This is a genomic window from Knoellia remsis, from assembly GCF_003002895.1.
GTDB classification, from domain to species: Bacteria; Actinomycetota; Actinomycetes; order Actinomycetales; family Dermatophilaceae; genus Knoellia; species Knoellia remsis.
Genome location: NZ_PVTI01000031.1, coordinates 1 through 26,727, shown reverse-complemented (window position 1 = coordinate 26,727; position 26,727 = coordinate 1). Strand labels below are relative to the sequence as shown.

Genomic DNA, 26,727 nt, shown 5'->3' with positions numbered 1-26,727 from the left:
ACGGCGACAATGGCCGATGTGACCGAACTCCTCTCCCGCTCCGAGACGCGCGGGCGCCTCACCCTCACCGCCGTGACCCTCGGGTCGGGGATCGCGATCCTCGACGGCTCGATCGTCAACGTCGCACTTCGGACGATCGGCACCGAGCTCGATGCCTCGCTCGAACAGCTGCAGTGGGTCATCAACGGCTACATGCTCGCCCTGGCGTCGCTCGTCCTCGTCGGCGGCGCGCTCGGGGACCGGCTGGGGCGGCGACGGGTCTATCTCGTCGGGATGGGCTGGTTCCTCGTGGCGAGCGCGCTGTGCGCCGTCGCGCAGACACCGGCCCAGCTCATCGCGATGCGGGTGCTCCAGGGAGTCGGCGCGGCGCTGCTGACCCCGGGCGGGCTGGCGATCATCCAGTCGGTGTTCCGACGCGAGGACCGCGCGGCGGCCATCGGCACGTGGGCGGGGCTGTCCGGGATCGCGGCGGCGATCGGGCCGTTCATCGGCGGGTGGCTCGTCGACAACGGGAGCTGGCGGTGGATCTTCGGGATCAACGTGCCGCTCTGCCTCGCCGTCATCGCGCTGACGCTGTGGGCCACGCCGGAGTCCCGGGACACCGAGGCGACGGAGCGCGGCTTCGACTGGCTCGGGGCTGGGCTGACCGTGGTCGCGCTCGGCGCGCTGACGTATGCGCTGACCGCGTCGTCGGGCACGAGCCGGGTCGTCGTCGTGGGCGTGGCCGCGGTGGCGCTGGCCGCGGGGCTCGGCTTCGTTGTCGCAGAGCGACGTTCGCGGCACCCACTGGTACGCCTGTCGCTCTTCGCGGACCGCGTCTTCTCGGCCGCCAACGCGATGACGTTCGTCGTGTACGGGGCGCTCGGCGTGGTGTTCTTCATCCTCGTGCTGCAGCTGCAGGTGTCGGCGGGCTGGTCGGCCCTCTCGGCCGGGCTCACCGGGTTGCCGGCGACGGTCGCGCTGATGCTGCTGTCGTCCCGGGCCTCGCAGCTGTCCGAACGCATCGGCCCGCGCATCCCCATGGCCGTCGGCCCGCTCATCTGTGCCGCGGGAGTGCTCCTGCTCCTGCCCGCCGGTGAGGGCGCGACGTGGTGGACGGTCCTGCCCGGGCTGGTCGCCTTCGCCCTGGGGCTCGCCCTCCTCGTCTCCCCGCTCACCTCGACCGTGCTGGCTGCCGCCCCGGACCGGTATGCCGGTGTCGCGTCTGGCGTGAACAACGCCGTCGCGCGTGCCGGGTCGCTGCTCGCGGTCGCGGCGCTGCCGGCTCTCGTCGGGCTGTCCGGCGACGACTACCAGGACCCGGCGGCGATGACGGCCGGGTTCCGCGGCTCGATGATCATCTGCGCGATCCTGCTCATCGTCGGCGGCGTCGTCAGCTGGTTCGGCCTCGCCGGCGCCTCCCCCACTCCCCAGGACTCCTCTCGTCCAGAGCTCACCCAGTCCTCCCCTCCGGCAAGTCCGGACGCGTCGGATGGGAGAAGTTGATGAGTGGGCAGCGGTGGGGTGAGCTCAGAGCAGGGAGCCGGTGACGAAGTCGGCGACCTCGCGGTGCCAGACCCGTGGATGTTTGAGCATCGAGTGGATCTCCCCCTCGACCGGGCGCCACGTCACGTCGGCGCCCTGCGCCCGAAGCTGCTCGGCAAGGCGCTCGGTCCGGCGCGGGTCGGTGACCCGGTCGTCGGTGCCGTGCATGAGCAGCACGTCGAGCCCGGGACGGCCGAGGACGGGGTCGCCGTCGGCGATCCACGGCGCGAGACCGGCGACGGCCTTGACGTCGGGCTCACCAGCGAGGTGCAGGACGACCCGGCCACCCATGGACTGGCCGACGAGCGCGAGCGGCAGACCGGCATACCGCTCACGGATCTGCTCGAGCGCCCACCGCGCGTCGAGCAGCGGTGTCTGCTCGGCACCGTTCCAGCCGAAGTAGCGGTTCTTGAGCCGCACGACCGCGAGACGATTGCCGGCCCGGCGCTCGATGGCCTTGGCGAAGGGCCGCATCCGCAGGACCGGGCCCTCCCACCACGGCATCGGGCCGTAGCCGCGCTCGCCGCCGCCGTGGCAGATGAGGACGACACCCTCGGCCTCGTCGGGCATCGTGCCGCGCAGGTCGTGGGCAACGAGCCGCCCGAGCGGGTCCTTCACGTGTCTCCTCGGCCGGTGGTGTCGCGGGTGTCGGTGGGATCGGTCGGGTCAGTGGCCGCTCCGACCTCGGTGGCGAGCCACGCGGCATACGACTCGCTCACGTCGACGATCGGGACCGCGAGGATCTCCGGGACGTCGTAGGGGTGTTCGGCGCCGACGCGCTCGAGGATGGCTGCAAACCGCGAACGGTGGGTCTTGGCGAGGATGAGCTGCTCGAGCTCGGTCGCCACCTGCCCGTCCCAGCGGAACGTCGAGGTCATGTTGGGCAGCACCTGCGCGCACGCCGCCAGTCGCTCCTCGACGAGCAGTCGAGCGAGGCGCTGGGCGTGCTCGGCTGGGGCCGAGATGCGCACCTCGAGGAGGTCGTGTCCAGGCACCGGCGCGGACACGGCTCAGACCTGCGTGCGGTGGAAGTTCTTGAAGCTGCGGCTCGCCGTCGGTCCGCGCTGGCCCTGGTAGTGCGAGCCGTATGCCGTTGAGCCATAGGGGTTCTCGACCGGGGTGGACACGCGGAAGAAGCAGAGCTGGCCGACCTTCATCCCCGGCCACAGCTTGATCGGCAGGGTGGCGACATTGCTCAGCTCGAGGGTGACGTGGCCCGAGAAGCCGGGGTCGACGAAACCGGCGGTCGCGTGGGTGAGCAGGCCCAGGCGGCCGAGGCTGGACTTGCCCTCGACCCGGGCCGCGACGTCGTCGGGCAGGGTGACCGTCTCGTAGATCGAGCCGAGGACGAACTCGCCCGGGTGCAGCACGAACGGCTCGTCCGGCTCGACCTCGACGAGGCGGGTGAGGTCGGGCTGGTCCTCGCTCGGGTCGATGTAGGGGTACTTGTGGTTGTCGAAGAGCCGGAAGTACCGGTCGAGGCGCACGTCGATGCTGCTGGGCTGGATCATCGCCGGGTCCCACGGGTCGAGGACGACCCGTCCGTTGGCGATCTCGGTCTTGATGTCGCGGTCGCTGAGCAGCACGTGCCGAGACTAACCGAGCGTCGGGTTAGACTGCCTGCCGCACCGTCATCCCGGGCCTCGTCCACGCGATGGGGACCCTCAGGGCGGCGCTTGCCGGTGTAGCTCAATGGTAGAGCGCCAGCTTCCCAAGCTGGACACGCGGGTTCGATTCCCGTCACCGGCTCCACCACATCGGCAACCACTCCACTTCAGCCCTACGACCTCGGTGCCGATATCTGCCACCATCAACGAGTGCTTCTGCAATCCGCTGACGGCGCATGGGTTGCCCTCAGTCCCGTTGGCTACGAACTTCCATACGACGGTCCGCCAACGGCCGGGCGTGACACCGACGCCAACTGGCTCATGATCGAGGGCACTGTCAGGCGGGCAACAGGCGAGGTGTTCACCTTCCGAGATCCGTGCCTTCTCACGGTGGAAGCACTTGAGCTCGGCTCCTGGCTCAAGGAGGCGGCGGCAGGACTCATCGCCCCCTCACCCCAGCACAACGAACGAGACCTCCTTGTCTTCTTGGAGCCGAACATCGCGTTCAGCGTCGAGGCGTGGAATCTGGAGGAAGTCGTGATGCGAGTCCACCTGTCACTCGAGGCCAGTCCTCCATGGGCCGAGCCGGATACAGAACTGTTCGACACAATCGAGCGTCTGCGTTTGTCACCCGCGGACGTCCACGTAGGCGCTGATGCGTGGCTGGCCGAGTTGGCCGCGTTCCCCCTCCGTTAGTGCCGCTCAGGGCAGGAGGTCGAGGTACTTCTTGCGTGCGGGCATGGCGTGAATCACCATCTCCTCACCACTCTCAAACCGCAGAACGATGGTCTCCACAACGCGAGCTTGGGTATCGAACCCCAGGCGCAACTCTCGCTTCGGCCAGTCGTCCTCGTCGAGCGGCTCGATCCACAGAGACCAGTGAGCCGCTTGAATCGCATCCTCCGTCGTGACGCCGTGCTTGTGCGCGCTCGGGTGGACCTTCACGCAGCGAAATGGGCCAACGCGGCACGGATGGCCTCAGACCGGCTCATGCGGCCCTTGGCGGCGGCCGCGTCGAGAGCGTCGAGTTCCTCAGCGGTCAATCGGACGGCGACGACCTGCATCGGTTCTGCGCCGCGCCCAGGTCGCCCACGCCCGCGACGCTTCAGTTCCTCGACGTCGTAGCCAGCCTCGGCCTCGTCGGCCCATTTCTGGATCTGTTCCTCGCTCACCACGCACATATCGTATGACGAAAATGCTCCGGGCGCCATGGCTGGACCGGCTCGGGAGAGCGCATGGGCCTCGCGAGGCGCATACGGCTCAGCCCGGGACGAGCCAGCGCAGGATGGTCACGAGCCCGACGACCGCGCACAGCACCACGAAGGCCGCGATCACCCACGCGATAATCTGCGCCGCGTCGATGCCACCGCCACCGGCACCGCTGCTCACCTTGCTCACGGCCTTGCTGGCCACTTTGGTCACGGCGGTCGACGGAGAGGAACCGCGCGCCTCGCCGTCGGCGTCCTCGACCACCGGCGCGGACGAGCCGACCGCGCGAGGGACCGGCGACCCTGCACTCGCCGGTGGAGTGCCCACGGCAGCCGGCGCCTCACCAGCCGGCGAATGCGACTCCGTCTCGGCAGCAGCGTTCTTCTTGACCTCCTGGGCCTTGGTCCGCAGCGCGTCGACCTTCTTCGAGCGCGGCGCCTGACGCACCGACCGCGGCAGCGAGCGCCACATCGCGAGGAAGTCGTCGTCGTGCTCCGCGCGCCACGCCTCGACGGCGGCATCGACCTCGGGCCCGCGCACGCCCGCCCCGAACCACGCCGCACCAGCGGCCGGCAGGTCGCCGAGCCCATGGTGAACCTCACCGAGGAGCCTCAACGCCTCGATGTCACGCTCCAGCTCCACCCGCTCGGCGAGCAGGACGCGAGCCTCGTGGAGGCGGCCTGCCTCGAGGGCCGTGTTGGCCTGCGCGACGGCGTCGGAGGCGGTGTCGCTCGCCGCGTCGGGCGAGCTGCCGGAGGTCGCGCCAACGGGAGTGGGAGTGGACTGGTCAGGCATGCCTCCCAACCAACCACACGAGTCCGCCGCGGCACGGGACCGGCACACACGGCATACGAAATCCGGCGCACGTATGCCGTCCGCGCGCCTCCGCGCGCACCGCCACTAAGCGTGCGCTCAGTCACAATGACCCGAGCCGCCTTGCCCACCGTTACTCGCCAGTAGCACCATGGAGGCATGGGTCACTACACAAGCAACCTGCGCGACATCGAGTTCAACCTCTTCGAGGTGTTCGGTCGCGGCGACGTCCTCGGCCAGGGCCCCTACGAAGAGCTCGACGCCGACACTGCCCGCGAGATGCTCAAGGAGGTCTCGCGCCTCTCCGAGAACGAGCTCGCCGAGTCGTTCCAGGACGCGGACCGCAACCCGCCGGTCTACGACCCGCAGACCCAGCAGGTCACGATGCCGGACTCGTTCAAGAAGTCCTACAAGGCCTACCAGGACTCCGGCTTCTGGGCCGTCGACGTCCCCGGTGAGCTCGACGGCACGGTCGCGCCGCCGAGCCTGAAGTGGGCGATGAACGAGATGATCCTCGGCGCGAACCCGGCGATCGCGATGTTCGCGGCGTCCTACTCGTTCGCCAAGCTGCTGCACATCCTCGGCACCGAGGACCAGAAGAAGCTCGCCCGCTGGATCATCGAGAAGGGCTGGCACTGCACGATGGTCCTCACCGAGCCCGACGCCGGCTCGGACGTCGGCGCCGGCCGCACCAAGGCCGTCCAGAACGAGGACGGCACGTGGACCCTCACCGGCGTGAAGCGCTTCATCACGAGCGCCGAGTCCGACATGGTCGACAACGTCGTCCACTTCGTCCTCGCCCGCCCCGAAGGCGCCGGCCCCGGCACCAAGGGCCTCTCCCTCTTCATCCTGTCCAAGTACGACGTCGACCTCGAGACCGGTGAGCTCGGCGAGCGCAACGGCGTCTACGTCACCAACGTCGAGAAGAAGATGGGGCTCAAGGTCTCGACGACGTGCGAGCTCACCTTCGGCGGCGAGAAGCCTGCTGTCGGAACGCTTTTCGGTGATGTGCACAACGGCATTGCGCAGATGTTCCGCGTCATCGAGAACGCCCGCATGCTCGTCGGCACCAAGGCCATCGCGACCCTCTCCGCCGGCTACCTCGGCGCCCTCGACTACGCCAAGCAGCGCGTCCAGGGCGCCGACCTCACCCAGCAGACCGACAAGGCCGCGCCGCGCGTGACGATCACGCACCACCCCGACGTCCGCCGCAGCCTCATGCTGCAGAAGGCGTATGCCGAGGGGCTGCGCGCGCTCGTCCTCTTCACCGCGACCCAGCAGGACATCGTCGACGCCGAGCAGCTGCGCACCGGCTCCGAGCAGCTCGAGCCGGGCTCGGCCGCCGAGCAGGCCAGCCGGGTCAACGACCTGCTCCTCCCGATCGTCAAGGGCCTCGGCTCCGAGCGCGCCTGGGTGCTTCTCGGCACCGAGTCGCTGCAGACGTTCGGCGGGTCTGGCTTCCTTCAGGACTACCCGGTCGAGCAGTACGTGCGCGACGCGAAGATCGACACCCTCTACGAGGGCACGACCGCCATCCAGGGCCTCGACTTCTTCTTCCGCAAGATCATCAAGGACAAGGCGGCCTCGCTCACGACGCTGGCCATGCAGATGCAGGAGTTCGCCAAGGACCTCGGCGCCCACGACGGCCGGATCGACCGCGAGCGCGAGCTCCTCGGCGAGGCCATCGAGAACGTCCAGGGCATCCTCGGCTACATGGTCGGCGAGCTGATGAAGTCCGACCCGCGCCAGGACGGCGACGTCACCAACCTCTACAAGGTCGGCCAGAACACCACGCGCCTGCTGCTCGCCGCCGGTGACCTCGTCGTCGGCTGGCTGCTGCTGCGCCAGGCCGACATCGCGCTCACCGCGCTCGAGGGCGAGGTCAGCGACAAGGACCGTGACTTCTACACCGGCAAGGTCGCGGCGGCGCAGTTCTTCGCCCGCCAGGTCCTGCCCCGCCTCGCCGCCGAGCGCGCCATGGCCGAAGCGACGGACAACGACCTCATGGACGTGCCCGAGTCCGCTTTCTGAGGCCCGGCTCTGCCGAGACCTTCCGACACACCGACATGACGTATGCCGTCCGCGCGCCTGGCGCGCGGGCGGCATACGTCATGGATCACAGTGAGGCAGCGGCCGGGGACGGCCGTCAGGGGCTCGTCGTCGCCGGGTCCTTGTAGACCTCGAATCCCTGCACCGTCGGACCCGGTGCGCTCGCCGTGATCGACAGGCGCAGCTTGGTCGTGGTCACCGTGGGGAACGTCGACGTCTCGGCCACACCGGGGTACAGGCCGGTCACGACGGTGACCCACGACTGCCCGTTCCAGTAGTCGACGGTGTACCGCTCGATCCGCGGGTCGTACTGCTTGGCCTCGCGGAGCACGACCCGGTTGAGACTCGTCGGCTGGGACCAGGTCAGCTCGAGGTTGGCGGTCGTGGTCCCGTCGGTCGTGGCCCAGCGGGTCTGGGCGTTGCCGTCGATGGCCGCGCGCCCGGAGTAGGTCGCCGAGTAGGCGTTGGTGGTCGTGGGCGTCGCGGTGCGAGCGAGATCCGTCGTCGAGCGCGTCCCGTGGAGCTCGGCCCGCCAGTTGTGCTGGACGCCGCTCGGGTCGACGGCAGCAGTCTGCAGCCCCGCCGCGTCGATGACCGCCCACGCAGCGGTGGGCCAGTTCGAGCCGGAGACGGTGTCGATGTTGTTGGAGTAGGTGTTGAGCGAGGAGCAGCACTGTCGGCTCGTCTGGTTGGACCAGTTGCCGGTGATCGTGTTGCCCTTGGCAGCGGGGTTGCTCAGGCTGTTTGCGCCCTCGTTGACGAGAAGCCAGCTCGACGTCCGGTCGACGACGTTCGCGGTGACGAGGTAGCCCTTCGTGCCGTTGTCCAGGTAGATCCCGCGGGCGTTGGCGCTGTCGGGTGCGTTCGCGAAGTAGTTGTCGCGCACCAGTGAGTTCGGTTGTGCGCCAAGGGTGTACACCGCGCCGCCGTCCGAACCCGCGGTGAAGTAGTCGTGCACGTAGTTGCCGATGACCTGGGTGTTGCCGGCGATCGTCGGCGTGGTCTCCTGGACGGTCGTCGAGGGCCCCGCCTGGGTGCCGTCACCAAGGCCGCCCTCGTCGAGGTATCCCCAACCCCAACCGATCGAGATGCCGGTGTAGGGCACGTCCGCGACCTCGTTGTGGAGGACCTTGAGACCGTCGACGAAACCACCGAAGATCCCAACCCCGCCCTGGAACTCCACGGCGACGTCGTGCACGTAGTTGTTGCTCACGGTGATGTCGTGCATCCGGTCGGCGGCAGCGGGCCGCTGGTCCGCGTCGGTGATGTCACCGATCTGGATGCCGTTCGCCGAGACGTCGGTGACCTCGTTCCCGAGGACGGTGACGGTGTTGGAGCTGCGCTCCACGTCGAGCCCTGCTCCGCCGAGCCGTGTGAGGGTGTTGCCCTGGAAGAGCACGTTCGTGGCGAAGCCGATGACGACCGCTCCGGGTGTCTTGGTCGAGCCCGAGTAGATCCAGTGTGACGCGTTGGGTCCGACGAGCGTGAAGTTCGCCTGCTCCTCGGCGAACCCCTCGGCGGAGTTCGGTCGCAGGAACGAGCTGTCGGCGAAGGTCAGGCCGATGAACTGCACGTCGTGGAGGCGGTCGCCCGGCCCACTGCCGGACGCGACGAGCAGCCGCTCCAGCGTGGGATGGGTGACGGTGACCGCGCCGGTTCCGGTCAGCTGCTGACCCGGCAGGGGTCGGTAGTAGAGCGTGGGCGTCCCCGTGCCGACGGCTCCCGTGCGGTCGAGGTACCACTCGCCCGGGGTGTCGAGCAGCTCGAAGGCGTTCTCGATCCAGAGGGGCTTGTCGTTCTGCAGGTAGGGCGAGGAGTGCGCGTTCTTCCAGCAGGGCTGCGCCATCGTCACGGTCGTCGCCGCGGCCGAGGCCACGGGGCACCGCGAGTAGGTCCACAGGGTGCGGTAGCCCAGCTCGATGTCGGACTGGTTCTTCCACGTCGCGAGCGACGCCGCGGCGGTGGTCGTGTAGCCCGTCGAGGTCGCGGTGAACCCGGCGGGTGCGAAGCCACCGCGAGCGCGCACGGCTCGCGTGCCGTCCACATAGATCTGCCGGAAGTCGACCCCGGCCGCGACGGGGGCTCGCCACAGGCCGGGAGATCCAGCGACCTCCGACCAGCCGCCGACGCTCCTGGCACTCGAGAGCACCGGACGGGCTCCCGGTGCAGCCTGCCAGCGGACGACGTGTCCTCCGGTCCCAGAGTCGGCCGAGGAGAAGCTCAATGGTGCGGTCAGGTGGTAGGTGCCGCCCTGCAGGGTGACGACGATGTCTCCCGTCATCGTCGGGGCCAGGGCGCGGACGCGTTGCTGCGCCTGGGTGAGCGAGCACGGGCTCGTCGCGCTGCAGGCGGTGCCGGTACCGTTCGGCGCGACGTGCAGCTCGGCCTGCACGGCCGCCTGCGCCGGTCCGGCGAGCAGCACCTGCCCACCCCCGGCGGTGAGCAGCAGACCCGCCGTGGTGAGGCCGCGGGCGATCCGGCTGGCCAGGCTGGCGCGGGCGTGCGAATGGGGGGTGTGCCGTCGGCGGTCGCTCATCGTGTGCGTCCTCGTCGTTGAGGTGGTGGGTCATGGCCCTCCGAAGAAAGGCCGGTTCACACGAGTCTGATGCGGGTCAGCCCCCGGGCCAAGCACACAGCATGATCCGCGACGGCTCGGGCCGAATCGTTCGCGCGCACCCGCCTACCACTCACCGGATGGCGTCGCGCATGCGGTCCAGCCCGTTGTGCAGGTGCTGTCGCATGGCATCCGCCGCCCCTTCGGCGTCCCGTCGCCGGATCGCGTGGAGCACGGCGCGATGCTCGTTCCAGGCAAGGTCCGCGGCGGTCTGCCGGTCATAGAGCGTGTAGCGCATCATCCGGTCGAGGGCCGCCGTCAGCTGGTCGACGATGGCCGAGTTGCCGGCTTCCGTCGCGACGCCGCGGTGGAACTCGATGTCACGCGCGCCGAGCAGCCGGCCGGCGTCCGGACGGCCGGCGAGATCGGCGAGGGCGTCGATGTCGCACACGGACTCGAGGCGGTCGGCGCCCTCAGGGCTGTGGCGCAACGCCGCCCGCGCGGCGAGCGTCGGCTCGAGGATCAACCGGAAGTCATAGAGCTCGGCGATGGTCCGCGAGTCGAGCAGCTGTGAGGCGAGGAATCCCCGGTAGGGCACCTTGACGACGAGGCCGAGCGCCTCGAGGCGACCGAGCGCCTGACGCACCGGCGTGTTCGACACGTGCAGCTGGCGGGCCAGGGCGTCGATGTTCATGCGCGCTCCGGGCTCGATCCTCCGGGTGACGAGCGCGTCCTTGAGGGCATCGAAAACATCGTCTGCGAGGACGGCCCGGGTGGGGATGGAGAGGTCGGGGCTCGGGTCGAGCGGTGTGTCCGGCATACGCCTGCCTGTTCTTCAGCACGATGTTCTTCAGCACGATGTTGTTCAGCGTGATGTCTTCAGCACGATCACGGGGAGCCGACGGCGGATCGTGCGTCTGCTGTCCGAACCGGTTGACAGACACTGCGGCACCGTCGATGGTTGCCCAATCGTGCACGAAGTTTCATGTCGTGCCAAGACTCTCAACGAGGAGACCCCGTGAAGTTGCCAGCCTTTCCCGCCGCGCGGCGCGCGGTCCCTGCCGTGGCCGCAGGTCTCGCCCTGGCCCTCACGGCATGCTCCGGCGGCGCGTCGACGGGCGCCGCGGCGGACGACCCCAATGCTCCGCTGCTCGTGTGGACAGACTCGACGCGCCAGCCGGCGTTCGAGGCCTACCAGAAGGCCAACCCGGACGTGAAGATGAAGATCGAGACGTACGACTCGGCCGCCCTGCTGACCAAGATCCAGCTCTTCAACCGCACCGGGAAGGGCTGGCCGGACGTCCTCTTCGACGCCGTGCCGAACGAGGTCGCCTCCCTCAGCAGCAAGCTCTTCGACTACGCCCAACCCCTGAACGACCTCGTCCCCGCGGACGTGCAGAAGAACTTCGGCACGGCGAACGCCGGCTGCACCATCGACGGCCAGCTCTACTGCCTGAAGAACGACCTGGCCCAGTCGGTGCTCTGGTACGACAAGACCCTCATGGGCGAGTTCGGCTACGAGGTCCCGAAGACGTGGGACGAGTACGCCGCACTCGGCCAGAAGGTCGCTGCGGAACACCCCGGCTACATCATCGGGACGGCCGGCTTCAAGTTCGTCTACTACGACTTCTTCTGGTCCAGCGGCTGCCCGCTGCAGACGGTCACTGGACCGCAGCAGGTGAAGATCGACACCAAGGACCCGAAGTGCACCCGGGTCACCAACCTGCTCGACCCACTCATCGAGAAGGGCGTGGTGTCGCGCAGCGGCCCGTTCGACGCCGACGTCGTCAAGCTGGGCAAGGAGAAGAAGATCCTCATGATGCCCGGCGCCTCCTGGTACGGGGACTTCGTCTTCAAGCCGGAGTCGTCCTACGCCCTGCCCCAGGGGCGGCTCGCCGCGGCCCCCTACCCGACGTGGTCCGGTGAGTCCAAGGCGTGGTCCGGTGCGACGGGCGGCGGGATCTTCCTCGTGTCCAAGCACTCCAAGAACAAGAAGGGCGCGGCCGCGATCGCCCAGTGGATGGCCACCGACCCGGGTGTGCAGGCCGAGGCACCGACCTACCCCGCCTACGGACCGGCTGCCGAAGCGTGGGCCGCGAAGCGCGCGGACGACCCGTTCTACGCGGAGAACCCGATCCCGGCGCTCAAGGCACAGGCCGACCTGATCAACCCCGCCGAGTCCAACACCGCCTACGGGGTCGAGGACGCGATCACCGGCACGGTCGTCGCCAAGGTCCGGGCCGGCGGCACGCTGGCCGACGGCATGGAGGACCTCCAGGCACAGCTCACCCAGCTCGCACAGTCCGTCGGATATGCCGTCAACTGAGAGCACCGGCGGTCACGTCATCGACCGGTCGGAGGAGACTGCCGCCGACCGGTCGGCGACGGCCACGCATGCGACGGCTTCCCCTGCGACGTCCTCGCCGACGACGAGGGCCACCTCACTGAGGTCCGGGGCAGCGTCATCGACGTCGGGGAAGGCGCCGTCGGCATCGACGCGCCCCTCCCGAGGGATGTCGAGCCGTCGCCGCGGCACGTGGACCGGGCTGCTGTTCGTCCTGCCCTACATCGTCCTGCTCGTCGCCTTCGGACTCGGTCCGGCGGCGTATGCCGTGTACACCTCCTTCGTCGTGTCCGCCCCCACCGGTGACGCACTGGGCCTGGACAACTACGCGGCAACGCTGGGCGACTTCCGCTTCTGGCCGGCCGCCGCCAACGTCGCGCTGTTCCTCGCGATCTGGCTCCCGATCATGGTCGTCGGCGTCCTTGCGCTCGCGCTGCTGCTCCACGACCGGCCCTCGCGCTTCTCCGGCGTCATGCGGCTCGTGTACTTCCTGCCCGGGGCGGTCACCGGCTCCGCCGGCATCCTCCTCTGGTACTGCATGCTCGAGCCGAGCATCAGCCCGTTCGGACCCGCGCTGCGCGCCATGGGATTCGAACGTGGCAGCGACGTCTTCGCCGACTCCAACCTCGTCCTCATCTTCGCCGGCATCGCCTTCATCACCGGCGCCGGCCAGTGGATCGTCATCATGTACGGCGCGATGCAGAACATTCCCGAGGACGTGCTCGAGGCAGCCGCACTCGACGGGGCCGGACCGATCCGAACGGCGATCTTCGTCAAGCTCCCGCTCGTGTCGAAGTACGTCCTCTACATGGTCATCCTCTCCCTGGCCGCCGGCCTGCAGCTCTTCGTCGAGCCGCAGCTCATCTACGGCATCACCAAGACCGCGGGAAGCCCGTGGTGGTCGCTCAACCAGTTCGGGTACGCGCTCGCCTTCCAGACCGGCAACTTCGGCGGCGCCGCCACGATCTCGCTGATCCTTCTCGTCCTGTCCTGCGTCGCGGCGATGCTGTTCATCACGCGCACCGACTTCTTCAGCACCGAGGTGGACCGATGAGCTCCCACCGCCATCGCGTGACTCCGCTGCGCGCCCTCAAGGGCCTGGTCCTGCTCGGCTTCGCCGTCTTCTGCGTCGTGCCGCTGGTCTGGTTGCTCCTCGCGCCGACCAAGACCGATGCCGAGCTCGTCAGCGGCGCCACGATGTCGTTCGGCTCCTTCGACCAGCTCGCCGCGGCCGCTAGACACCTCATGGACTACAACGACGGAGTCCTCGTCCAGTGGGCCTGGAACTCGGTCCTCTACGCGGTGGGTTCCCTCGTGCTCAGCGTCGGCAGCTCGGTGCTGGCCGGATATGCGCTGGCCGTGACGCACCTCCCCGGGCGCCGGCTCCTCCTCGTGCTCACCCTGGTCGGGATGCTCGTCCCGCCGACGGCCCTGGTGCTCCCGCTCTTCCTCGAGATCAATGCCGTCCAGCTGACGAACACCGCGTTGTCGGTGATCCTGCCCGCGGCGTTCTACCCCTTCGGGACCTACCTCGCGTTCATCTACTTCTCGACGTCGATGCCGGTGGAGCTGCTCGAGGCCGGTCGACTCGACGGGCTGAGCGAAGCCGGGCTCTTCTGGCACGTCGCCCGACCGCTGGCGACGCCGCTCATGGGACTGCTCGCGTTCTTCAGCTTCGTCGCGAACTGGAACAACTACTTCCTCCCCTACGTGATGCTCAGCGAGGAGGCCAAGTACAACCTCCCCGTCGGCCTCGGCGCGGTCATCTCGGGCACGCCGGCGCTCAACCCGGCCAACGGTGGGAGCTTCCTGCCCATCACCCGTCCGGAGGTGGCGCTCGCCGGCCTGATCATCGTGCTGCCCATCGCCGTCGTCTTCGTCTTCTGTCAGCGCTACCTGGTCCGCGGGATCCTCTCCGGCGCCACCAAGGGCTGACCGTCCCGACAACCCCAGGGGGTCCTCGTGAAGATCGTCTCCGTCTCCGTACTCCTCGTCGACGAGCCCGCAGTCGAGCCGGCCTTCCGGTGGCGCGACGGGCTCCCGGGCTCGGACGGGCCTCGCGTCGGCGCGTGGCTGGCCATCGAGACCGACGACGGCATGACCGGCTGGGCCTACACCAAGCGCGGCATCATCCTGCAGGACCTCATCGAGCGACGAGTCCGCGATGAGCTCCTCGGCGAGGACCCCGCCCGCCGGGAGTGGCTCTGGCACCGGTTGTGGGAGATCGACCGCATCGAGGAGATGCCGATCTACATCCAAGGACTCGTCGACGAGGCGCTGTGGGACCTGGCCGGCAAGCGCGCGGGCCAGCCGGTGCACGAGCTGCTCGGCACCTACCGCGACGCCATCCCGGCATACGCCTCGACGGTGACCTTCGGCAGCATCGAGGAGTACCTCGACGTCGCCGACCAGTGCCTCGCCCTCGGCTACCGGGCCATCAAGCTGCACGCATGGGGAGACGCCCGGCGTGACGCTGAGCTCTCGCTCGCGCTGCGGGACCATGTGGGACCCGAGGTCGACCTCATGTACGACGGCTCGGCCGGCTTCGACCTCGCCGACGCCGTCTACCTCGGGCGAGCCCTCTCCGAGGCCGGGTACCGCTGGTATGAAGAGCCCATGCGCGAGTTCAGTGTCAACGCCCACCAGCGCCTCGCCGAACGCGTCACCGTGCCGCTACTCGTCGCCGAGACCTCCGACGGCGCCCACATGAACACGGCCGACTTCATCGCCTCCGGCTGCGCGGGCGCCGTCCGGACGAGCACCTCGTTCAAGGGCGGGATCACCGGCGCCATGCGCGTGGCTCACCTCGCCGACGCCTACCTGCTGCGGGCCGAGGTGCACGGGGGCGGGTTGCCGAACACGCACCTGTGCATGGCGATCCCCAACACGACGTACTACGAGGCGCTCGTGGACTCCAACCCCGTCGAGCGCGCGCCGGAGGTCGGCCCGGACGGCATGGTGCGCGCACCCACGACTCCGGGCATGGGCTACGAGGCGGCGTGGAACAACTCGGCTCCGCCGGCGTCCGTCTCGGCGGGGGTCCGTCGTGACCGCTGAGACCCCGCGCGTCGTGCGCCGGGCCGGGGTCATCCGGCTGCGGCCGGAGAAGGAGCAGGAGTACCGCGAGCTGCACGCCGCGGTGTGGCCCGGCGTCGCCCAGCGCCTGCGGGACAGCCACTTCACCAACTTCAGCATCTTCCTGCGGGACGGGTTCCTCTTCAGCTACTACGAGTACACCGGCACCGACTTCGACGCGGACAACGCCGCCATCGCAGCCGACGCCGAGACGCAGCGGTGGTGGTCGCTGACCGACCCGTGTCAGCAGCCCGTGGAGTCCGCGGCTCCGGGTGAGTGGTGGGCACCGATGGACGAGGTCTGCCACCTCCCCTGACGCCCATCCCCTCCACGCCCGACGAAACGGTATGCCGTCCGCGCAGGTCGCGGACGGCATACCGCGTGCGCGCTGGTGGGGTGCACTGTGAAGGCGGTCTCGGACGGGAGGGCGGGGCGCCTGCTCTCCCCTCCGCGAGCAGGCGCCGCGTTCCGTCACCCGGCTCCCTCAGCCGGGCCGGCGGATCCCCCGATCCGCTCTGGTGCCCACACTTCCAGCGCCGTCGCAACCTGTCGATGGGGAGCACTCCCCCCTGCTGACAAGCTCGCGCCATGTCCTGCCGACGGGCCCGGACATGACGACACCCCGGTGAGGCGACCTCACCGGGGCGTCGTCGTGGACGAGCCCCGCTGCTCAGTAGCGGTTGTCCGGGTCGACCCGGGTCTCGTCGACGCGAGCGCCCGTGTTGGGGTCGACGTGCGACGAGCGGGTGCTCGTGTAGCCCGCCGGGCGCGAGCGGCCGCGCATGGCGAACGAGAGCAGGATCGCTGCCAGACCGGCAGCCATGAGGATCCAGCCGAGGGTGTCGTCCTCGATGCCGGGGATGTTGACGTCCAGCGCGAACGACAGGATCGCGCCAAGGACGAGCAGGACGATTCCGAGTCCGATGTACATGGTCACTCCTTGTGGCCGTGTCCGGAGCGGGGAGTTCCGGATCGCAACCTGACATTACCGCTCGTAGACCGCTGACCTGCGGATTTGTGCGTGCCCATTCTGCTTGCGGTTCGGTCACGAACGGGCGTCGAGCACCGCTCCCGGGTTGAGGATCCCCTGCGGGTCGAGGGCGTCCTTGACCCGCTGGTTGAGCTCCATGACGTCGGGCCCGAGCATCGCCGGGAGGGCGTCGCGCTTGAGCCGGCCGACGCCGTGCTCACCCGTGATCGTGCCGCCGAGCTCGATCGCGGCGGTGAGGATGTTCTGGAACGCTGCCTCGGCCCGGATGACCGAGTCCGGGTCGGCGGCGTCGTACATGACGATGGGGTGGGTGTTGCCGTCGCCGGCGTGCGCGACGCAGACGACCTCGACACCGCGCTCGACCCCGATCTCCTCGACCCGCGCCACGAGGTCGGGCAGCAGCGGCACCTCCACCCCGACGTCCTCGAGCAGCAGCGCGCCCTTCGCCTCGGCCGCCGGGAACGCGAGTCGCCGCGCCCGCACGAACGCCGCCCCTTCGTCGGCCTCGTGGGTCACGAAAACCTCTGCGGCACCGGCCTGTTCGCATGCAGCCTCGATGAGCTCCATCTCGCCGGCCCGGGCCCCCTCGGGCGCATCGGACTGGACGATGAGCAGCGCCCGGTCGCGGTCGAGGCCCATCGGCGCGAAGTCCTCGACCTGGTTCACCGTCGGCTTGTCCATGAGCTCGATCATCGACGCCCGCGTGACGCGACACATGCCGACGACCGCGTCCGCCGCGGCCCGCACCGAGTCGAACGTTGCGACGAGCGTCGACGGCGTGAGCTGGGCCGGGACCAGCCGCAGGATGACGCGGGTGACGATCCCGAGCGTGCCCTCGGACCCGACGAAGAGCTTGAGCAGGGACAGCCCCGCGACATCCTTGATCCGCTTGCCGCCCAACGTGACCAGCCGCCCGTCGGCGAGGACGACGTCGAGCCCGAGGACGTAGTCGGTGGTCACGCCGTACTTGACGCAGCACAGGCCGCCGGCGTTCGTCGCGACGTTGCCGCCGATGGAGCAGATCTCGAACGAGCTCGGGTCCGGCGGGTACCAGAGGCCGTGCTCGGCGGCGGTCTTCTTGACGGTGGCGTTGAACGCGCCCGGCTCGACGACAGCGCACCGCGCGGCCGGGTCGATCTCGATGGCGGTCATTCGCTCGAGTGAGACGACGACGCCGCCCTCGACCGCCGACGCCCCTCCGCTGAGCCCCGATCCGGCCCCTCGCGGCACGACCGGCATGCCGTGACGCGCGGCCCAGCGGACCGCCTCCTGGACGTGCTCGGCGCGCTCCGCGCGCACGGCCGCACACGGCATACCGGCGCTGGTGTCCTTGGCCCAGTCCATCCGGTACTTCTCGAGCTGGGCGGGTGCCGTGGCGACGACGCCCTCGGGGAGGGCGGCGACGAGCTCGGCGACGGCGGCGCTGCGATCGGTCACCGGCCCATCCTAGGAACCACCGCATCGGTATGCCGCGCGCTCGGGTGAGCGCGGGGCATACCGACGACGAAGCCCGCTGTCCGGACTACTTGTAGAGGACGGCCTGGATCTCCGGGTCGTTGATGTTCGACTTGTCGTACCAGAAGTAGCCGGTGTCGATCGTCTTCGGCAGGCTCTCGCCCTTTATCGCCTTCATCGCCGCCTTGACGACCTCCTCACCGATCCCGATGGGGTTCTGCGTGATGGCACCGGCCTCGACACCGCTCGTGATCGCGTCGATCTGCGCCTGGCCCGAGTCGAACCCGACGACCGTGACGCCGGACTTGCCGGACTCCTCCAGACCCTTGACGACACCGATGGCCGAGCCCTCGTTCGTGCCGTAGACGCCCTTGACGTCGGGGTTGGCGCCGAGGATCGACTTGGTGATGTCGGCGCTCTTGGCTTGGTCGCCGTCGCCGTACTGCACGGGCAGGACCTCGATCTCCGGCGCGTTGGCCTTCATCCACTCGAGGAAGCCGTCGCGGCGGTCCTTGCCGGTCTGGCTGGTCTGGTCGTGCGCGACGACGGCGACCTTGCCCTTGTTGCCGATGAGCTCGGCCATCTTCTTCGCGGCCTCACCGGCGGCCTTCTTGCTGTCGGTCGCCGCGGTCGTGAGCGGGATGTCGGACTCGACGCCGGAGTCGAAGGCGATGACGGGGATGTTCTGGCTCTTGGCCTGCTGGAGCAGACCCTCGGCGGCCTTGGAGTCCAGGGCGGCGAAACCGATGGCGTCGGGCTGCTTGGCCATCGCGTTGGTGAGCATCGTGATCTGCTGCTCGATGTCCTTCTCGGTGGGCGGTCCCTCGAAGGTGATGCGGGCGCCCTGCTTCTGCGCCTCCTGCTCGGCGCCCTTCTTGACGGCCTGCCAGAACTGGTGCTGGAAGCCCTTGGAGACGATGGCGATGTAGGGCTGGTCGCCGTCGCCGCCACCTGCTGCGCTGTCGTTGCTGCCGCCGCCGGAGCCGCAGGCGGCGAGGCCGAGGGCCAGCGCCGTGGCGGTGGCCATGAGTCGTGCGTTGCGGATCATGATGTCGTGCTCCTTGGTGGGGGTGGGTTTCGTATGCCGTGGGGTCCGGTCCCGGGGCGGCGTTCAGGTGGCCGTGGCCTTCTTGCGGGCCATGTCCGCGTAGACGGCGACGATGATCACGGCGCCGAGGATGACGTTCTGCCACTCCTGGGGGATGGACATGAGCTGCAGCCCGTTGTTGATGACGGAGATGATGAGCGCGCCGATGATGGTGCCGACGATCGAGCCCTTGCCGCCGGCGAGGGAGGTGCCGCCGATGACGACGGCGGCGATGGCCTGCAGCTCGTAGCCCATGCCGGTCGCGGGCTGGGCCGAACCGAGACGGGCCGAGATCATGACGCCGGCGAGGCCGGTGAAGAGGCCCGCGAGCGTGTAGATGACGATCTTCCAGCGTCCGACGTTGATGCCGGAGAGGGCCGTCGCCTCCTCGTTGCTGCCGATGGCGAAGGTGTAGCGGCCGAGGACGGTCCGGCCGAGGAGGACGGCCGCGACGATCGTCGCGAGGGCGAGGACGAGGACGGCGTTGGGCACGTCCAGCCCCGGGATGAGGTTGCCCGTCGAGAGCTGGGTGTAGCCGGGGCTGTCGCTGAAGTAGATCGGCGCGCTCTTGGAGATGACGAGGGCGAGGCCCTGCGCCACGAGCATCATGGCGAGGGTGGCGATGAACGGCGGCAGACCGAGCCCCGCGACGTTCACGCCGTTGACGAAGCCGATGAGCCCGCCGAAGAGCACGGCGAGGACGACGCCGAGCGGCCACGGAATGCCCCACGTCGTGATGAACGTGCCGGACATGACGGCGCACAGCGCCATTCCGGTGCCGATGGAGAGGTCGATGCCGCCGGTGATGATGACGAACGTCGTGCCGAGGGCGAGCAGGCCGATGACGACGGTGGAGAAGAGGACGTTCGTGATGTTGCCGAAGGTGAGGAAGATCGGGCTCGCGATCGCGAAGAAGGCGCCGATGACGACGAGGCTGGCGAAGGCGAGCAGCTGCTGCAGGCGCGCCCGCATCTCCTCGCCGACGAGGGAGCGTCCCTCGGCGGTGGCGGACGCCGGCCGGGCGGCCGTTGAGTTGGTCCCGGGAGCGGTTGCCGCGTCACTCGGCGGGTTGCTCGCGGGGTCGGTCGCCGCGTCGGGAGTGTGCTGGGTGGTCATGACCGTCCTGCCTGCCGTGGGTCGGGTGCGGGGGTGTCGGTGGGGTCCTCGGTGGGCATGTCTGCCAGCTCCTCGGCCTCGATGACGGTTGCGGGCGCACTGTGGCGCTGGGTCGCGAGCTCCATGACGCTCTCCTGGGTGGCGTCGTCACGGTCGAGGATCCCGGTGACGCACCCCTCGCTCATGACGACGACTCGGTGCGAGAGGCGCAGCACCTCGGGCAGCTCGGACGAGATGACGATGATCGACTTGCCCTGCTCGGCGAGCTCGCCGAGCAGGCGGTAGATCTCGTCCTTGGCGCCGACGTCGATGCCTCGGGTCGGCTCGTCGACGATGAGGATGTCGCAGTCCTTGACGAGCCAGCGACCGATGATGACCTTCTGCTGGTTGCCACCGGAGAGGTTCTTGACCATGCGATCGACGGACGGCGTCTTGATCGCGAGCCGGGTGACGACCTGCTCCGCCTCACGGCGCACGGCCTTCTCGCCGACGAACCCACCGCGCGCGAACCGGTCACCGAAGGACGCCAGCGCGACGTTGTCGGCGACGCTCTGGTCGAGGAGGAGGCCGAGGTGCTTGCGGTCCTCGGAGAGGTAGCCGATGCCCAGAGCGGCGGCTCTGGCCGGGTTCGGGATCTGCACGTCGCGTCCGCGCAGGACGATGCGCCCGCCGGTCGACCGGTCGGCTCCGACGAGAGCACGGGCGACCTCGGTGCGGCCGGCGCCCATGAGCCCGGCGAAGCCCAGGATCTCGCCCTCGCGCAGGTCGAAGGAGACGTCGTCGAGCAGGGCCTTGGTGCTGAGCCCGTCGACACTGAGCACGACGGGCCGGTCCTCGCGGACGTTCTCGGGTCGGGCATCGGTGTCGATGGCGCGGCCGACCATGCGTGCGATGACCTCCGGCATCGTCGTCGTCGCGGTGTCGAGGGTGTCGATGTAGCTGCCGTCGCGGATGACGGTGATGCGGTCGCTGATCCGCTTCAGCTCATCCATGCGGTGACTGATGTAGATGACGCCGGTGCGCGGGCTCACGAAGTCCCGGATGAGCTGGTGCAGCGTCTCGACTTCGGCATCGTTGAGGGCCGCGGTCGGCTCGTCCATGATGAGCACCCGCGCGTCGTGCGAGAGGGCCTTGGCGATCTCGACCATCTGCTGCTTGGCGACCGTGAGGTCACCGACCCGCGTGGATGGGTCGAGCACCAGCCCGAGCCGGTCGAGCAGCTCACGGGCCTGCCGCTCGAGCGCCCGGTCGGAGGTGAACAGCCCCCTGCGTGGCTCACGTCCGAGGAAGAGGTTCTGCGCGACCGTGAGGTCGGGGACGAGGTTGAACTCCTGGTGGATGATGCTGATCCCGAGCTGCAACGCCTCCGACGGGCTGCTCGCCTCGAACGGCTGCCCGTCGAGGAGGAACCGCCCCGTGTCGGCCGTGTGGATGCCGGACAGCAGCTTCATGAGCGTGGACTTGCCGGCACCGTTCTCACCGACGAGCGCGAGCACCTCTCCGTGTCGCAGCTCGACGTGCATGTCGTCGAGCGCCTTGACGCCGGGGAAGGACTTGCTCACCCCATCGGCCACGAGGAGGGGGTCCACACCCTGTCGCATGTTCACGATCACATCCTTGGAATCGTCGAGTGGGCGGGCGGGGTCAGGGAGCCGCCGAGGTGGCCTGCGGTGGGGACGCAGGGACGAGCAGCCGGTAGGTGCGCTGTGCGGTGCGCCACCACACCTGCTCCTGCTCGGTGGGGCTGAGCTCGCCGACGAGCCCACCGAGGACCGCCACGGTCTCGGCGTAGGTGCCGTGCAGAGTCGAGACGGGCCAGTCGCTCCCGACCATGAGCCGGTCCGGGCCGAACGTGTCGAGCGCGACCTCCCACACCCCGCGCAGGTCCTCGACGCCGGAGCCGACCCCGGCCAGGCCGAGGCCGGAGACCTTCGCGACCGTGTTGTCGCACGAGGCGACGTCGCGCAGCTGTCGCTCCCAGTCGGCCATGGCGTCGCTGCCACGCGGCGGCTTGCCGAGGTGGTCGATGACGACGGTGAGCTCGGGCAGCTCGCGCGCGATCGACGCCGCCTGCCCGAGGTGACGCGGGAAGGCGTCGGGCACGTCGAACGCCAGCCCGGAGTCGGCGAGCCGGGCCAGGGTGCGCCGGACCTGAGGCTGGTCGAGCACGTCGGGTCGGGGGTCGTCGTGGACGAGCTGGCGGACTCCGCGCAGGTGCGGCTCGCCCGACCACTCGTCGATCGTGCGCGCGGCACCGTCAGGGTCCTCGAGGTCGAGCCAGCCGACGACGCCCCACACCCACGGGTTCGCCGCGGCCACGGTGAGCATCGCCTCGGTGTCCTCCGGCGCGTCGGCCGCCTGGACGAGCACCGCACCGTCGATCCCGCTCTCGGACAGCACGACTCGCGCCTCGTCGGCACCGAACGCGCGGTTGAGGGGGCCGAGGTCGGGAGTGATCCAGTCATAGACGCCCAGCGCGGGGTCCCACAGGTGCAGGTGCGCGTCGATCCTCACGACGACACCCGCTCGGTCCCCGCGAGACTCGACACGTCACCTGCATCGGCGAGGTCCTCCCAGAGCGCATCGGGCACCGTCGTGTTCCACCGTTCGAGCGTCTGCCGAACCTGCTCGACGCTGCGGGCTCCCACGACGACCCGGGTCACGCCCTCGCCACGCGCGGCGAAGTGCAGGGCGGCCGTCGGCAGGTCGACGCCGTGGCTCTCGCAGACCCCGGCCACGCGCTCGGCGAGCGCGACGACGGCAGGCGACGCGGCGGCATACTCGAAATGACCGGAGGGACGCGCGGTGGCCAGCAGTCCCGAGTTGTAGACCCCGGCGGCGGCGACCTCGACCCCGCGGTCCGCGGCCCTCGGCAGCACCTCGGCACCGGCCGATCGGTCGATGACGGTCCAGCGGCCGGCCACCATGAGCGCGGTGCAGCGCTCGTCGGCGACGCTGTCGGCGAGTGCCGCGACCGACTTGCTGCCGGTGCCGATCACACGGGTGAGCCCTTCGCGGCGGAGCTCGTCGAGGGCGGCGAGGCCACCGCGGATCGAGCCCTCGGGGTCGGGGTACTCGTCGGGGTCATGGAGGTAGGTCGTGTCGACGCGGTCGAGTCCGAGCCGGATGAGCGAGGACTCGAGGGAGGTGCGGATGCCTGCGGCGGTGGCGTCCCACACGCGCTCGTGGGTGGCCGGCACGGCGAACCCCGAGTCGAGGTCGTCGCCGCTGCGCCCGGGCGTCGGTCGCAGGAGTCGCCCCACCTTGGTCGACACGAGCGCCTCCGCGCGCTCGGGGGCATCGAGTGAGCCGAGGAAGGCACCCAGCCGGCGCTCGGACAGTCCGAGCCCGTAGTGCGGCGCGGTGTCGAACGTGCGGATGCCCGCCTCCCACGCCGACTCGAGCACGGCGCGCGCGTCCGCGTCGGACACCTCGTGGAAGAGGTTGCCGAGCTGGGCGACACCGAGGGCGAGGACGGGCGTCGCCGACGACGGGGCCAGGGTCATGCGGTGACCTCGTACTCGGTGATCGAGCTGGCGAGCATCTCGGTGCCGGCGCCGGGCTCGGTGGGGGTGACGTAGTGCCCGTCCTCGATGCGGACCGGCGTGACGAAGTGCTCGTGGAGGTGGTCGACGTACTCGATGAAGCGGCCGTCTGTCTCGCCGGACAGCGCGACGAAGTCGAACATCGAGAGGTGCTGCGCGGCCTCGCAGAGACCGACTCCCCCGGCGTGCGGGCAGACACGGACGCCGAACTTCGCCGCCAGCAGCAGCATCGCGAGGTTCTCGCTGACCCCGGCGACGCGGGTCGCGTCGATCTGGAGGACCTGGAGCGCATCCGCCTGGAGGAACTGCTTGGCCATGACGCGGTTCATCATGTGCTCGCCGGTCGCGACCGGGATGGGCGCGATGGCGCGGGCGATGGCGGCATGACCGAGGATGTCGTCGGGAGAGGTCGGCTCCTCGACCCAGGCGAGGTCGGCGTCGGACAGCGCCTGCACCCACTCGACGGCCTCTCCGACCTCCCACCGCTGGTTGGCGTCGATGGCGATGCACACGTCGGGGCCGACCGCATGCCGGGCGAGCGCGAGGCGGCGACGGTCCTCGTCGAGGTCGTTGCCCACCTTGAGCTTGATCTGGGTGAAGCCGTCCGCGACGGCCTCCTTGCTCAGCCGCTCGAGCTTGGCGTCGTCATAGCCGAGCCAGCCGGGAGTCGTCGTGTATGCCGGGTAGCCCTGCGCGAGAAGGGCTTTCGTGCGCTCGCCACGCCCCGACTCTGCGGCGCGCAGCAGCTCGAGTGCCTCGTCCTCGGTGAGCGCGTCGCGGAGGTAGCGGAAGTCGACCGCGGCGACGATCTCCTCCGGTGACATCGACGCGAGCAGCTGCCACAACGGCATACCTGCACGTTTGGCCTTGAGGTCCCAGAGCGCGTTGAGGACGGCACCCGTCGCCATGTGCATGACGCCCTTCTCGGGCCCGAGCCAGCGCAGCTGGGAGTCGTGGACGAGGAGGTCCCACGCGGCGCCCATGTCATCGAGGAGGGGCTCGACCTCGCGGCCGACCAGGTGCGGCCGAAGTGCCTCGATGGCCGCGACCTGGACGTCGTTGCCGCGGCCGATGGTGAAGACGAACCCATGCCCGCTGAGACCGTCGTCGGCGTCGGTGACGAGCCGGACGTAGGCGGCCGAGTAGTCGGGGTCCGGGTTCATGGCGTCCGAGCCATCCAGCGTCTGCGAGGTGGGGAAACGGACGTCGTGGGTCTCCAGCGCGATGATCGTGCTCACGACATCAGCCTCCTCTGGCGGACGGACGGGTATTGCGCCATCAAACATCGGATCTTTAAAGTGTGTCAAGCAGATGTCGACAATCACCGGTCTCGCGGACGAGGTCGGGGCGAAGGAGAACGATCGTGAAGCTGGCCCGACTCGGCCCCCGCGGCCAGGAGGTTCCCGTCGTCGAGAGGGCGGACAGGTGGTGCGACGCGCGCCCGGTGACCCCCGACTTCGACGGCGACTTCTTCGCCGACGCAGGACTGGACCGACTCCGCGCCGCCCTCGACGACCTGCCCGAGCTGGCCGGTGCCGACGAGCTGCGCGTCGGGCCGCCCGTGGCGCGCCCGCCCGCCGTGGTGTGCATCGGCATGAACTACGCCGCGCACGCCGCGGAGTCGGGCGCTGAGCCGCCGACGCAGCCGGTCGTGTTCCTCAAGCACCCCGGCACCCTCGGCGGCCCGGACGACGACGTCGAGATCCCGCGGGGGTCGACGCGCACCGACTGGGAGGTCGAGCTCGGAGTCGTCATCGGCGAACGGTTGTCGTATGCCGCGTCGCCCGACGAGGCGGTGCGTCACGTCGCAGGGTTCGTCACCGTCAACGACCTGTCCGAACGGACCTTCCAGCTGGACATCTCCGGCGGGCAGTGGAGCAAGGGCAAGTGCTGCCCCGGGTTCACTCCGGCAGGACCCTGGCTCGTCACGCCGGACGAGCTGGACCCGCAGGCGCTGGGGCTGCGCAGCTGGGTCAACGGCGAGCCGCGTCAGGACTCGACGACCGCGGACCAGATCTTCGACGTCGGAGCGGTGCTCCACGACCTCAGCCAGGTCATGGCGCTCGAGCCCGGTGACCTCGTGCTCACTGGGACGCCGGAGGGTGTCGCACTCTCGGGCCGGTTCCCCTACCTCGCAGCCGGTGACGTGTGCGAGGTCGAGGTCGAGGGACTCGGGCGTCAGCGACAGGTCTTCGTCGAATCCCTCACGGCAGGAGGAGCCGCATCGTGAGCCGGCAGAACGACATCCGTGACTTCGACGGCCTCGTCGCCATCGTCACCGGCGGCGCCTCCGGCATCGGCGCGGCGATCGCCGACGAGCTGCGCGCCCGCGGGGCGAAGGTGGCGGCACTCGACCTCGACCCGTCGTCGGTCCCGGCGGACGAGCAGACGCTGGCGGTGCGGTGCGACGTCGGTGACGACGCCTCAGTCCGTGCCGCCATCAGCGAGGTTGTCGCGACGTGGGGCGGCCTCGACGTCGTGGTCAACAACGCCGGCATCGGTGCCCAGGGCACGGTCGCCGACAACCCCGACGACGAGTGGGCCCGGGTGCTCGACGCCAACGTCGTGGGCATGGCCCGGGTCGCCCGCGCCGCCCTGCCGCACCTGCGCCGGTCCGAACACGCCGCCATCGTCAACACCGGGTCGATCGCGGCCACGGCCGGCCTGCCCGACCGGGTGCTCTACTCCGCGAGCAAGGGAGCCGTGCACGCGATGACGCGCGCGATGGCGGCCGACCACATCCGCGAGGGCATCCGGGTCAACGCCGTGAGCCCCGGAACCGCCGACACCCCGTGGATCGGGCGGCTCCTCGACCGGGCCGACGACCCCGCGGCCGAGCGTGCCGCCCTCAACGCCCGTCAGCCGCACGGCCGACTCGTCTCGGCCGACGAGGTGGCCGGCGCGGTGGCCTACCTGGCATCGCCCCTGTCGGGGTCGACGACCGGTGTCGCCCTCGCCGTCGACGGCGGGATGCAGAACCTCCGCCTCCGCCCCCTCCCGCCGCCCGACTGATCCAGAAAATGAAGGTGATGGGGGCAGGGGTGAGTGCTGCGGGTGGCGCGGTGGTGTGTGGGGTTTTGGTCAGGCGACGGGTTCGAGGGTGACGCGGTAGCCGAGGGCTTGGAGGTCGCGGACGTGTCGCTGGGTGCGGCGTGTGGTGTCGATGTGGCGGTCGTAGTAGTCGGCGCCGAGGTCGGTGTAGCTCTGGGTCGGGTCGGTCAGGAGGTGCCAGATGATGGTCAGGAGTGATCTGCTGACGGCGACGATCGCGCGGAGTTTGCCGATGCGGCGGGCGAGGCGGCGGTAGCGGTGGGCGAGGAAGGAGTTGCCGCGTCGTAGGCCGTTGACGGCTTGACCG

General features: G+C 69.7%; 27 protein-coding genes, 1 tRNA gene and 1 pseudogene. 11 read left to right on the top strand and 18 right to left on the bottom strand.

All coding sequences use genetic code 11. From position 1 onward, the window contains the following. Positions 1-9: 9 nt before the first annotated feature. A complete protein-coding gene (locus BCF74_RS15075) occupies positions 10-1,485 on the top strand; it encodes an MFS transporter (RefSeq protein WP_106298777.1) in 1,476 nt (491 codons plus the stop codon). A 24-nt stretch (positions 1,486-1,509) separates the two neighbouring features. Here the strand turns inward: BCF74_RS15075 and BCF74_RS15070 are convergent, their stop codons facing one another. Genes BCF74_RS15070 through dcd form a run of 3 tightly spaced genes read right to left on the bottom strand, consistent with a single transcriptional unit; the run spans position 1,510 to position 3,110 of the window. Further along, the gene (locus BCF74_RS15070) at positions 1,510-2,142 is read right to left on the bottom strand and encodes an alpha/beta hydrolase (RefSeq protein WP_106298776.1); all 633 of its coding nucleotides are present in this window, start codon (positions 2,140-2,142) and stop codon (positions 1,510-1,512) included. Continuing rightward, a complete protein-coding gene (cutA, locus tag BCF74_RS15065) occupies positions 2,139-2,531 on the bottom strand; it encodes a divalent-cation tolerance protein CutA (RefSeq protein ID WP_218279288.1) in 393 nt (130 codons plus the stop codon). Before cutA ends, BCF74_RS15070 begins: the two co-directional genes overlap by 4 nt. Before the next feature lie 3 nt (positions 2,532-2,534). Then, complete coding sequence (dcd, locus tag BCF74_RS15060; RefSeq protein ID WP_106298775.1) at positions 2,535-3,110, bottom strand: dCTP deaminase; 576 nt, start codon at positions 3,108-3,110, stop codon at positions 2,535-2,537. A 92-nt stretch (positions 3,111-3,202) separates the two neighbouring features. Here dcd and BCF74_RS15055 point away from each other — a divergent pair. Further along, positions 3,203-3,276, top strand: a tRNA-Gly gene (locus tag BCF74_RS15055). Positions 3,277-3,341: 65 nt separating this feature from the next. Then, on the top strand, positions 3,342-3,827 hold the full coding sequence (locus BCF74_RS15050) for a WapI family immunity protein (protein ID WP_146132994.1): 486 nt from the start codon (positions 3,342-3,344) through the stop codon (positions 3,825-3,827). A gap of 6 nt (positions 3,828-3,833) precedes the next feature. Here BCF74_RS15050 and BCF74_RS15045 read toward each other — a convergent pair whose 3' ends face one another. The 3 genes from BCF74_RS15045 to BCF74_RS15035 form a co-directional block, all read right to left on the bottom strand. Beyond that, positions 3,834-4,076: a toxin gene (locus BCF74_RS15045; RefSeq protein ID WP_106298773.1), complete on the bottom strand. Its 243-nt coding sequence runs from the start codon at positions 4,074-4,076 to the stop codon at positions 3,834-3,836. Beyond that, entirely contained in the window at positions 4,073-4,312 is a 240-nt protein-coding gene (locus tag BCF74_RS15040) for a ribbon-helix-helix protein, CopG family (RefSeq protein ID WP_106298772.1), read from the bottom strand. The genes BCF74_RS15045 and BCF74_RS15040 overlap by 4 nt, the downstream gene beginning before the upstream one ends. Positions 4,313-4,391: 79 nt before the next feature. Beyond that, positions 4,392-5,135, bottom strand: coding sequence for a hypothetical protein (locus BCF74_RS15035; protein ID WP_106298771.1), 744 nt, complete (start codon positions 5,133-5,135; stop codon positions 4,392-4,394). A gap of 177 nt (positions 5,136-5,312) precedes the next feature. Here BCF74_RS15035 and BCF74_RS15030 point away from each other — a divergent pair, with 177 nt between their 5' ends. Next, positions 5,313-7,184 carry an acyl-CoA dehydrogenase gene (locus tag BCF74_RS15030; RefSeq protein WP_106298770.1) on the top strand — a complete coding sequence of 624 codons (1,872 nt, stop codon included), beginning with the start codon at positions 5,313-5,315 and terminating at the stop codon, positions 7,182-7,184. A 115-nt stretch (positions 7,185-7,299) separates the two neighbouring features. Here the strand turns inward: BCF74_RS15030 and BCF74_RS15025 are convergent, their stop codons facing one another. Together BCF74_RS15025 and BCF74_RS15020 are read right to left on the bottom strand one after the other, a co-directional pair. Next, on the bottom strand, positions 7,300-9,738 hold the full coding sequence (locus BCF74_RS15025; RefSeq protein WP_106298769.1) for a discoidin domain-containing protein: 2,439 nt from the start codon (positions 9,736-9,738) through the stop codon (positions 7,300-7,302). Between the two features lie 151 nt (positions 9,739-9,889). Further along, complete coding sequence (locus BCF74_RS15020; RefSeq protein WP_106298768.1) at positions 9,890-10,576, bottom strand: GntR family transcriptional regulator; 687 nt, start codon at positions 10,574-10,576, stop codon at positions 9,890-9,892. Positions 10,577-10,774: 198 nt separating this feature from the next. Between BCF74_RS15020 and BCF74_RS15015 the strand changes: the two genes are divergently transcribed. Further along, the gene (locus BCF74_RS15015; protein WP_170070267.1) at positions 10,775-12,082 is read left to right on the top strand and encodes an ABC transporter substrate-binding protein; all 1,308 of its coding nucleotides are present in this window, start codon (positions 10,775-10,777) and stop codon (positions 12,080-12,082) included. A gap of 12 nt (positions 12,083-12,094) precedes the next feature. Here BCF74_RS15015 and BCF74_RS17150 read toward each other — a convergent pair whose 3' ends face one another. Then, a complete protein-coding gene (locus tag BCF74_RS17150; RefSeq protein WP_146132993.1) occupies positions 12,095-12,292 on the bottom strand; it encodes a hypothetical protein in 198 nt (65 codons plus the stop codon). On the opposite strand from BCF74_RS17150, the gene BCF74_RS15010 reads away from it, so the two are divergent. Genes BCF74_RS15010 through BCF74_RS14995 form a run of 4 tightly spaced genes read left to right on the top strand, consistent with a single transcriptional unit; the run spans position 12,270 to position 15,491 of the window. Beyond that, positions 12,270-13,154, top strand: a complete 885-nt coding sequence (locus BCF74_RS15010) for a carbohydrate ABC transporter permease (RefSeq protein WP_106298766.1) — start codon at positions 12,270-12,272, stop codon at positions 13,152-13,154. The genes BCF74_RS17150 and BCF74_RS15010 overlap by 23 nt on opposite strands. Further along, complete coding sequence (locus BCF74_RS15005; protein WP_106298765.1) at positions 13,151-14,035, top strand: carbohydrate ABC transporter permease; 885 nt, start codon at positions 13,151-13,153, stop codon at positions 14,033-14,035. The genes BCF74_RS15010 and BCF74_RS15005 overlap by 4 nt, the downstream gene beginning before the upstream one ends. A 27-nt stretch (positions 14,036-14,062) precedes the next feature. Further along, on the top strand, positions 14,063-15,157 hold the full coding sequence (locus BCF74_RS15000) for an enolase C-terminal domain-like protein (RefSeq protein WP_106298764.1): 1,095 nt from the start codon (positions 14,063-14,065) through the stop codon (positions 15,155-15,157). Further along, positions 15,147-15,491, top strand: a complete 345-nt coding sequence (locus BCF74_RS14995) for an L-rhamnose mutarotase (RefSeq protein ID WP_106298763.1) — start codon at positions 15,147-15,149, stop codon at positions 15,489-15,491. The genes BCF74_RS15000 and BCF74_RS14995 overlap by 11 nt, the downstream gene beginning before the upstream one ends. 354 nt (positions 15,492-15,845) lie before the next feature. On the opposite strand, the gene BCF74_RS14990 is transcribed toward BCF74_RS14995, so the two are convergent. From BCF74_RS14990 to BCF74_RS14955, 8 genes are all read right to left on the bottom strand, one after another. Beyond that, positions 15,846-16,106 (bottom strand): DUF6458 family protein, encoded by a 261-nt coding sequence (locus BCF74_RS14990; protein WP_106298762.1) that lies wholly within the window; start codon positions 16,104-16,106, stop codon positions 15,846-15,848. Positions 16,107-16,220: 114 nt separating this feature from the next. Further along, entirely contained in the window at positions 16,221-17,603 is a 1,383-nt protein-coding gene (locus BCF74_RS14985; RefSeq protein ID WP_106298761.1) for an FAD-binding oxidoreductase, read from the bottom strand. Between the two features lie 85 nt (positions 17,604-17,688). Beyond that, on the bottom strand, positions 17,689-18,669 hold the full coding sequence (locus BCF74_RS14980; RefSeq protein WP_218279287.1) for an ABC transporter substrate-binding protein: 981 nt from the start codon (positions 18,667-18,669) through the stop codon (positions 17,689-17,691). 63 nt (positions 18,670-18,732) lie between these two features. Further along, a complete protein-coding gene (locus tag BCF74_RS14975; RefSeq protein ID WP_106298760.1) occupies positions 18,733-19,824 on the bottom strand; it encodes an ABC transporter permease in 1,092 nt (363 codons plus the stop codon). Beyond that, positions 19,821-21,425, bottom strand: a complete 1,605-nt coding sequence (locus tag BCF74_RS14970) for a sugar ABC transporter ATP-binding protein (protein WP_106298785.1) — start codon at positions 21,423-21,425, stop codon at positions 19,821-19,823. The genes BCF74_RS14975 and BCF74_RS14970 overlap by 4 nt, the downstream gene beginning before the upstream one ends. 43 nt (positions 21,426-21,468) lie before the next feature. Next, the gene (locus BCF74_RS14965) at positions 21,469-22,338 is read right to left on the bottom strand and encodes an amidohydrolase family protein (protein WP_106298759.1); all 870 of its coding nucleotides are present in this window, start codon (positions 22,336-22,338) and stop codon (positions 21,469-21,471) included. After that, the gene (locus BCF74_RS14960; protein WP_106298758.1) at positions 22,335-23,330 is read right to left on the bottom strand and encodes an aldo/keto reductase; all 996 of its coding nucleotides are present in this window, start codon (positions 23,328-23,330) and stop codon (positions 22,335-22,337) included. The genes BCF74_RS14965 and BCF74_RS14960 overlap by 4 nt, the downstream gene beginning before the upstream one ends. Further along, entirely contained in the window at positions 23,327-24,607 is a 1,281-nt protein-coding gene (locus BCF74_RS14955) for an enolase C-terminal domain-like protein (protein WP_106298757.1), read from the bottom strand. The genes BCF74_RS14960 and BCF74_RS14955 overlap by 4 nt, the downstream gene beginning before the upstream one ends. A gap of 125 nt (positions 24,608-24,732) precedes the next feature. Here BCF74_RS14955 and BCF74_RS14950 point away from each other — a divergent pair, with 125 nt between their 5' ends. Both BCF74_RS14950 and BCF74_RS14945 read left to right on the top strand, forming a co-directional pair. Further along, positions 24,733-25,599, top strand: coding sequence for a fumarylacetoacetate hydrolase family protein (locus BCF74_RS14950; protein WP_106298756.1), 867 nt, complete (start codon positions 24,733-24,735; stop codon positions 25,597-25,599). Next, positions 25,596-26,381 (top strand): SDR family NAD(P)-dependent oxidoreductase, encoded by a 786-nt coding sequence (locus BCF74_RS14945; protein WP_245889394.1) that lies wholly within the window; start codon positions 25,596-25,598, stop codon positions 26,379-26,381. Before BCF74_RS14950 ends, BCF74_RS14945 begins: the two co-directional genes overlap by 4 nt. Positions 26,382-26,450: 69 nt before the next feature. Here BCF74_RS14945 and BCF74_RS17430 read toward each other — a convergent pair. Then, a pseudogene (locus BCF74_RS17430) lies at positions 26,451-26,727 on the bottom strand (IS110 family transposase); the annotation flags it as partial.

What these genes read in the sequence shown, in the direction of transcription:
- BCF74_RS15005 (WP_106298765.1), top strand. Translation starts at nt 13,151, where the DNA reads ATGAGCTCCCACCGCCATCGCGTGACTCCGCTGCGCGCCCTCAAGGGC.
- BCF74_RS14980 (WP_218279287.1), bottom strand. Translation starts at nt 18,669, where the DNA reads ATGATCCGCAACGCACGACTCATGGCCACCGCCACGGCGCTGGCCCTC.
- BCF74_RS15035 (WP_106298771.1), bottom strand. Translation starts at nt 5,135, where the DNA reads ATGCCTGACCAGTCCACTCCCACTCCCGTTGGCGCGACCTCCGGCAGC.
- BCF74_RS14960 (WP_106298758.1), bottom strand. Translation starts at nt 23,330, where the DNA reads ATGACCCTGGCCCCGTCGTCGGCGACGCCCGTCCTCGCCCTCGGTGTC.
- BCF74_RS14975 (WP_106298760.1), bottom strand. Translation starts at nt 19,824, where the DNA reads ATGACCACCCAGCACACTCCCGACGCGGCGACCGACCCCGCGAGCAAC.
- BCF74_RS15025 (WP_106298769.1), bottom strand. Translation starts at nt 9,738, where the DNA reads ATGAGCGACCGCCGACGGCACACCCCCCATTCGCACGCCCGCGCCAGC.
- BCF74_RS14970 (WP_106298785.1), bottom strand. Translation starts at nt 21,425, where the DNA reads ATGCGACAGGGTGTGGACCCCCTCCTCGTGGCCGATGGGGTGAGCAAG.
- BCF74_RS15030 (WP_106298770.1), top strand. Translation starts at nt 5,313, where the DNA reads ATGGGTCACTACACAAGCAACCTGCGCGACATCGAGTTCAACCTCTTC.
- BCF74_RS14990 (WP_106298762.1), bottom strand. Translation starts at nt 16,106, where the DNA reads ATGTACATCGGACTCGGAATCGTCCTGCTCGTCCTTGGCGCGATCCTG.
- BCF74_RS15020 (WP_106298768.1), bottom strand. Translation starts at nt 10,576, where the DNA reads ATGCCGGACACACCGCTCGACCCGAGCCCCGACCTCTCCATCCCCACC.
- BCF74_RS15075 (WP_106298777.1), top strand. Translation starts at nt 10, where the DNA reads ATGGCCGATGTGACCGAACTCCTCTCCCGCTCCGAGACGCGCGGGCGC.
- BCF74_RS15010 (WP_106298766.1), top strand. Translation starts at nt 12,270, where the DNA reads ATGTCGAGCCGTCGCCGCGGCACGTGGACCGGGCTGCTGTTCGTCCTG.
- BCF74_RS15040 (WP_106298772.1), bottom strand. Translation starts at nt 4,312, where the DNA reads ATGTGCGTGGTGAGCGAGGAACAGATCCAGAAATGGGCCGACGAGGCC.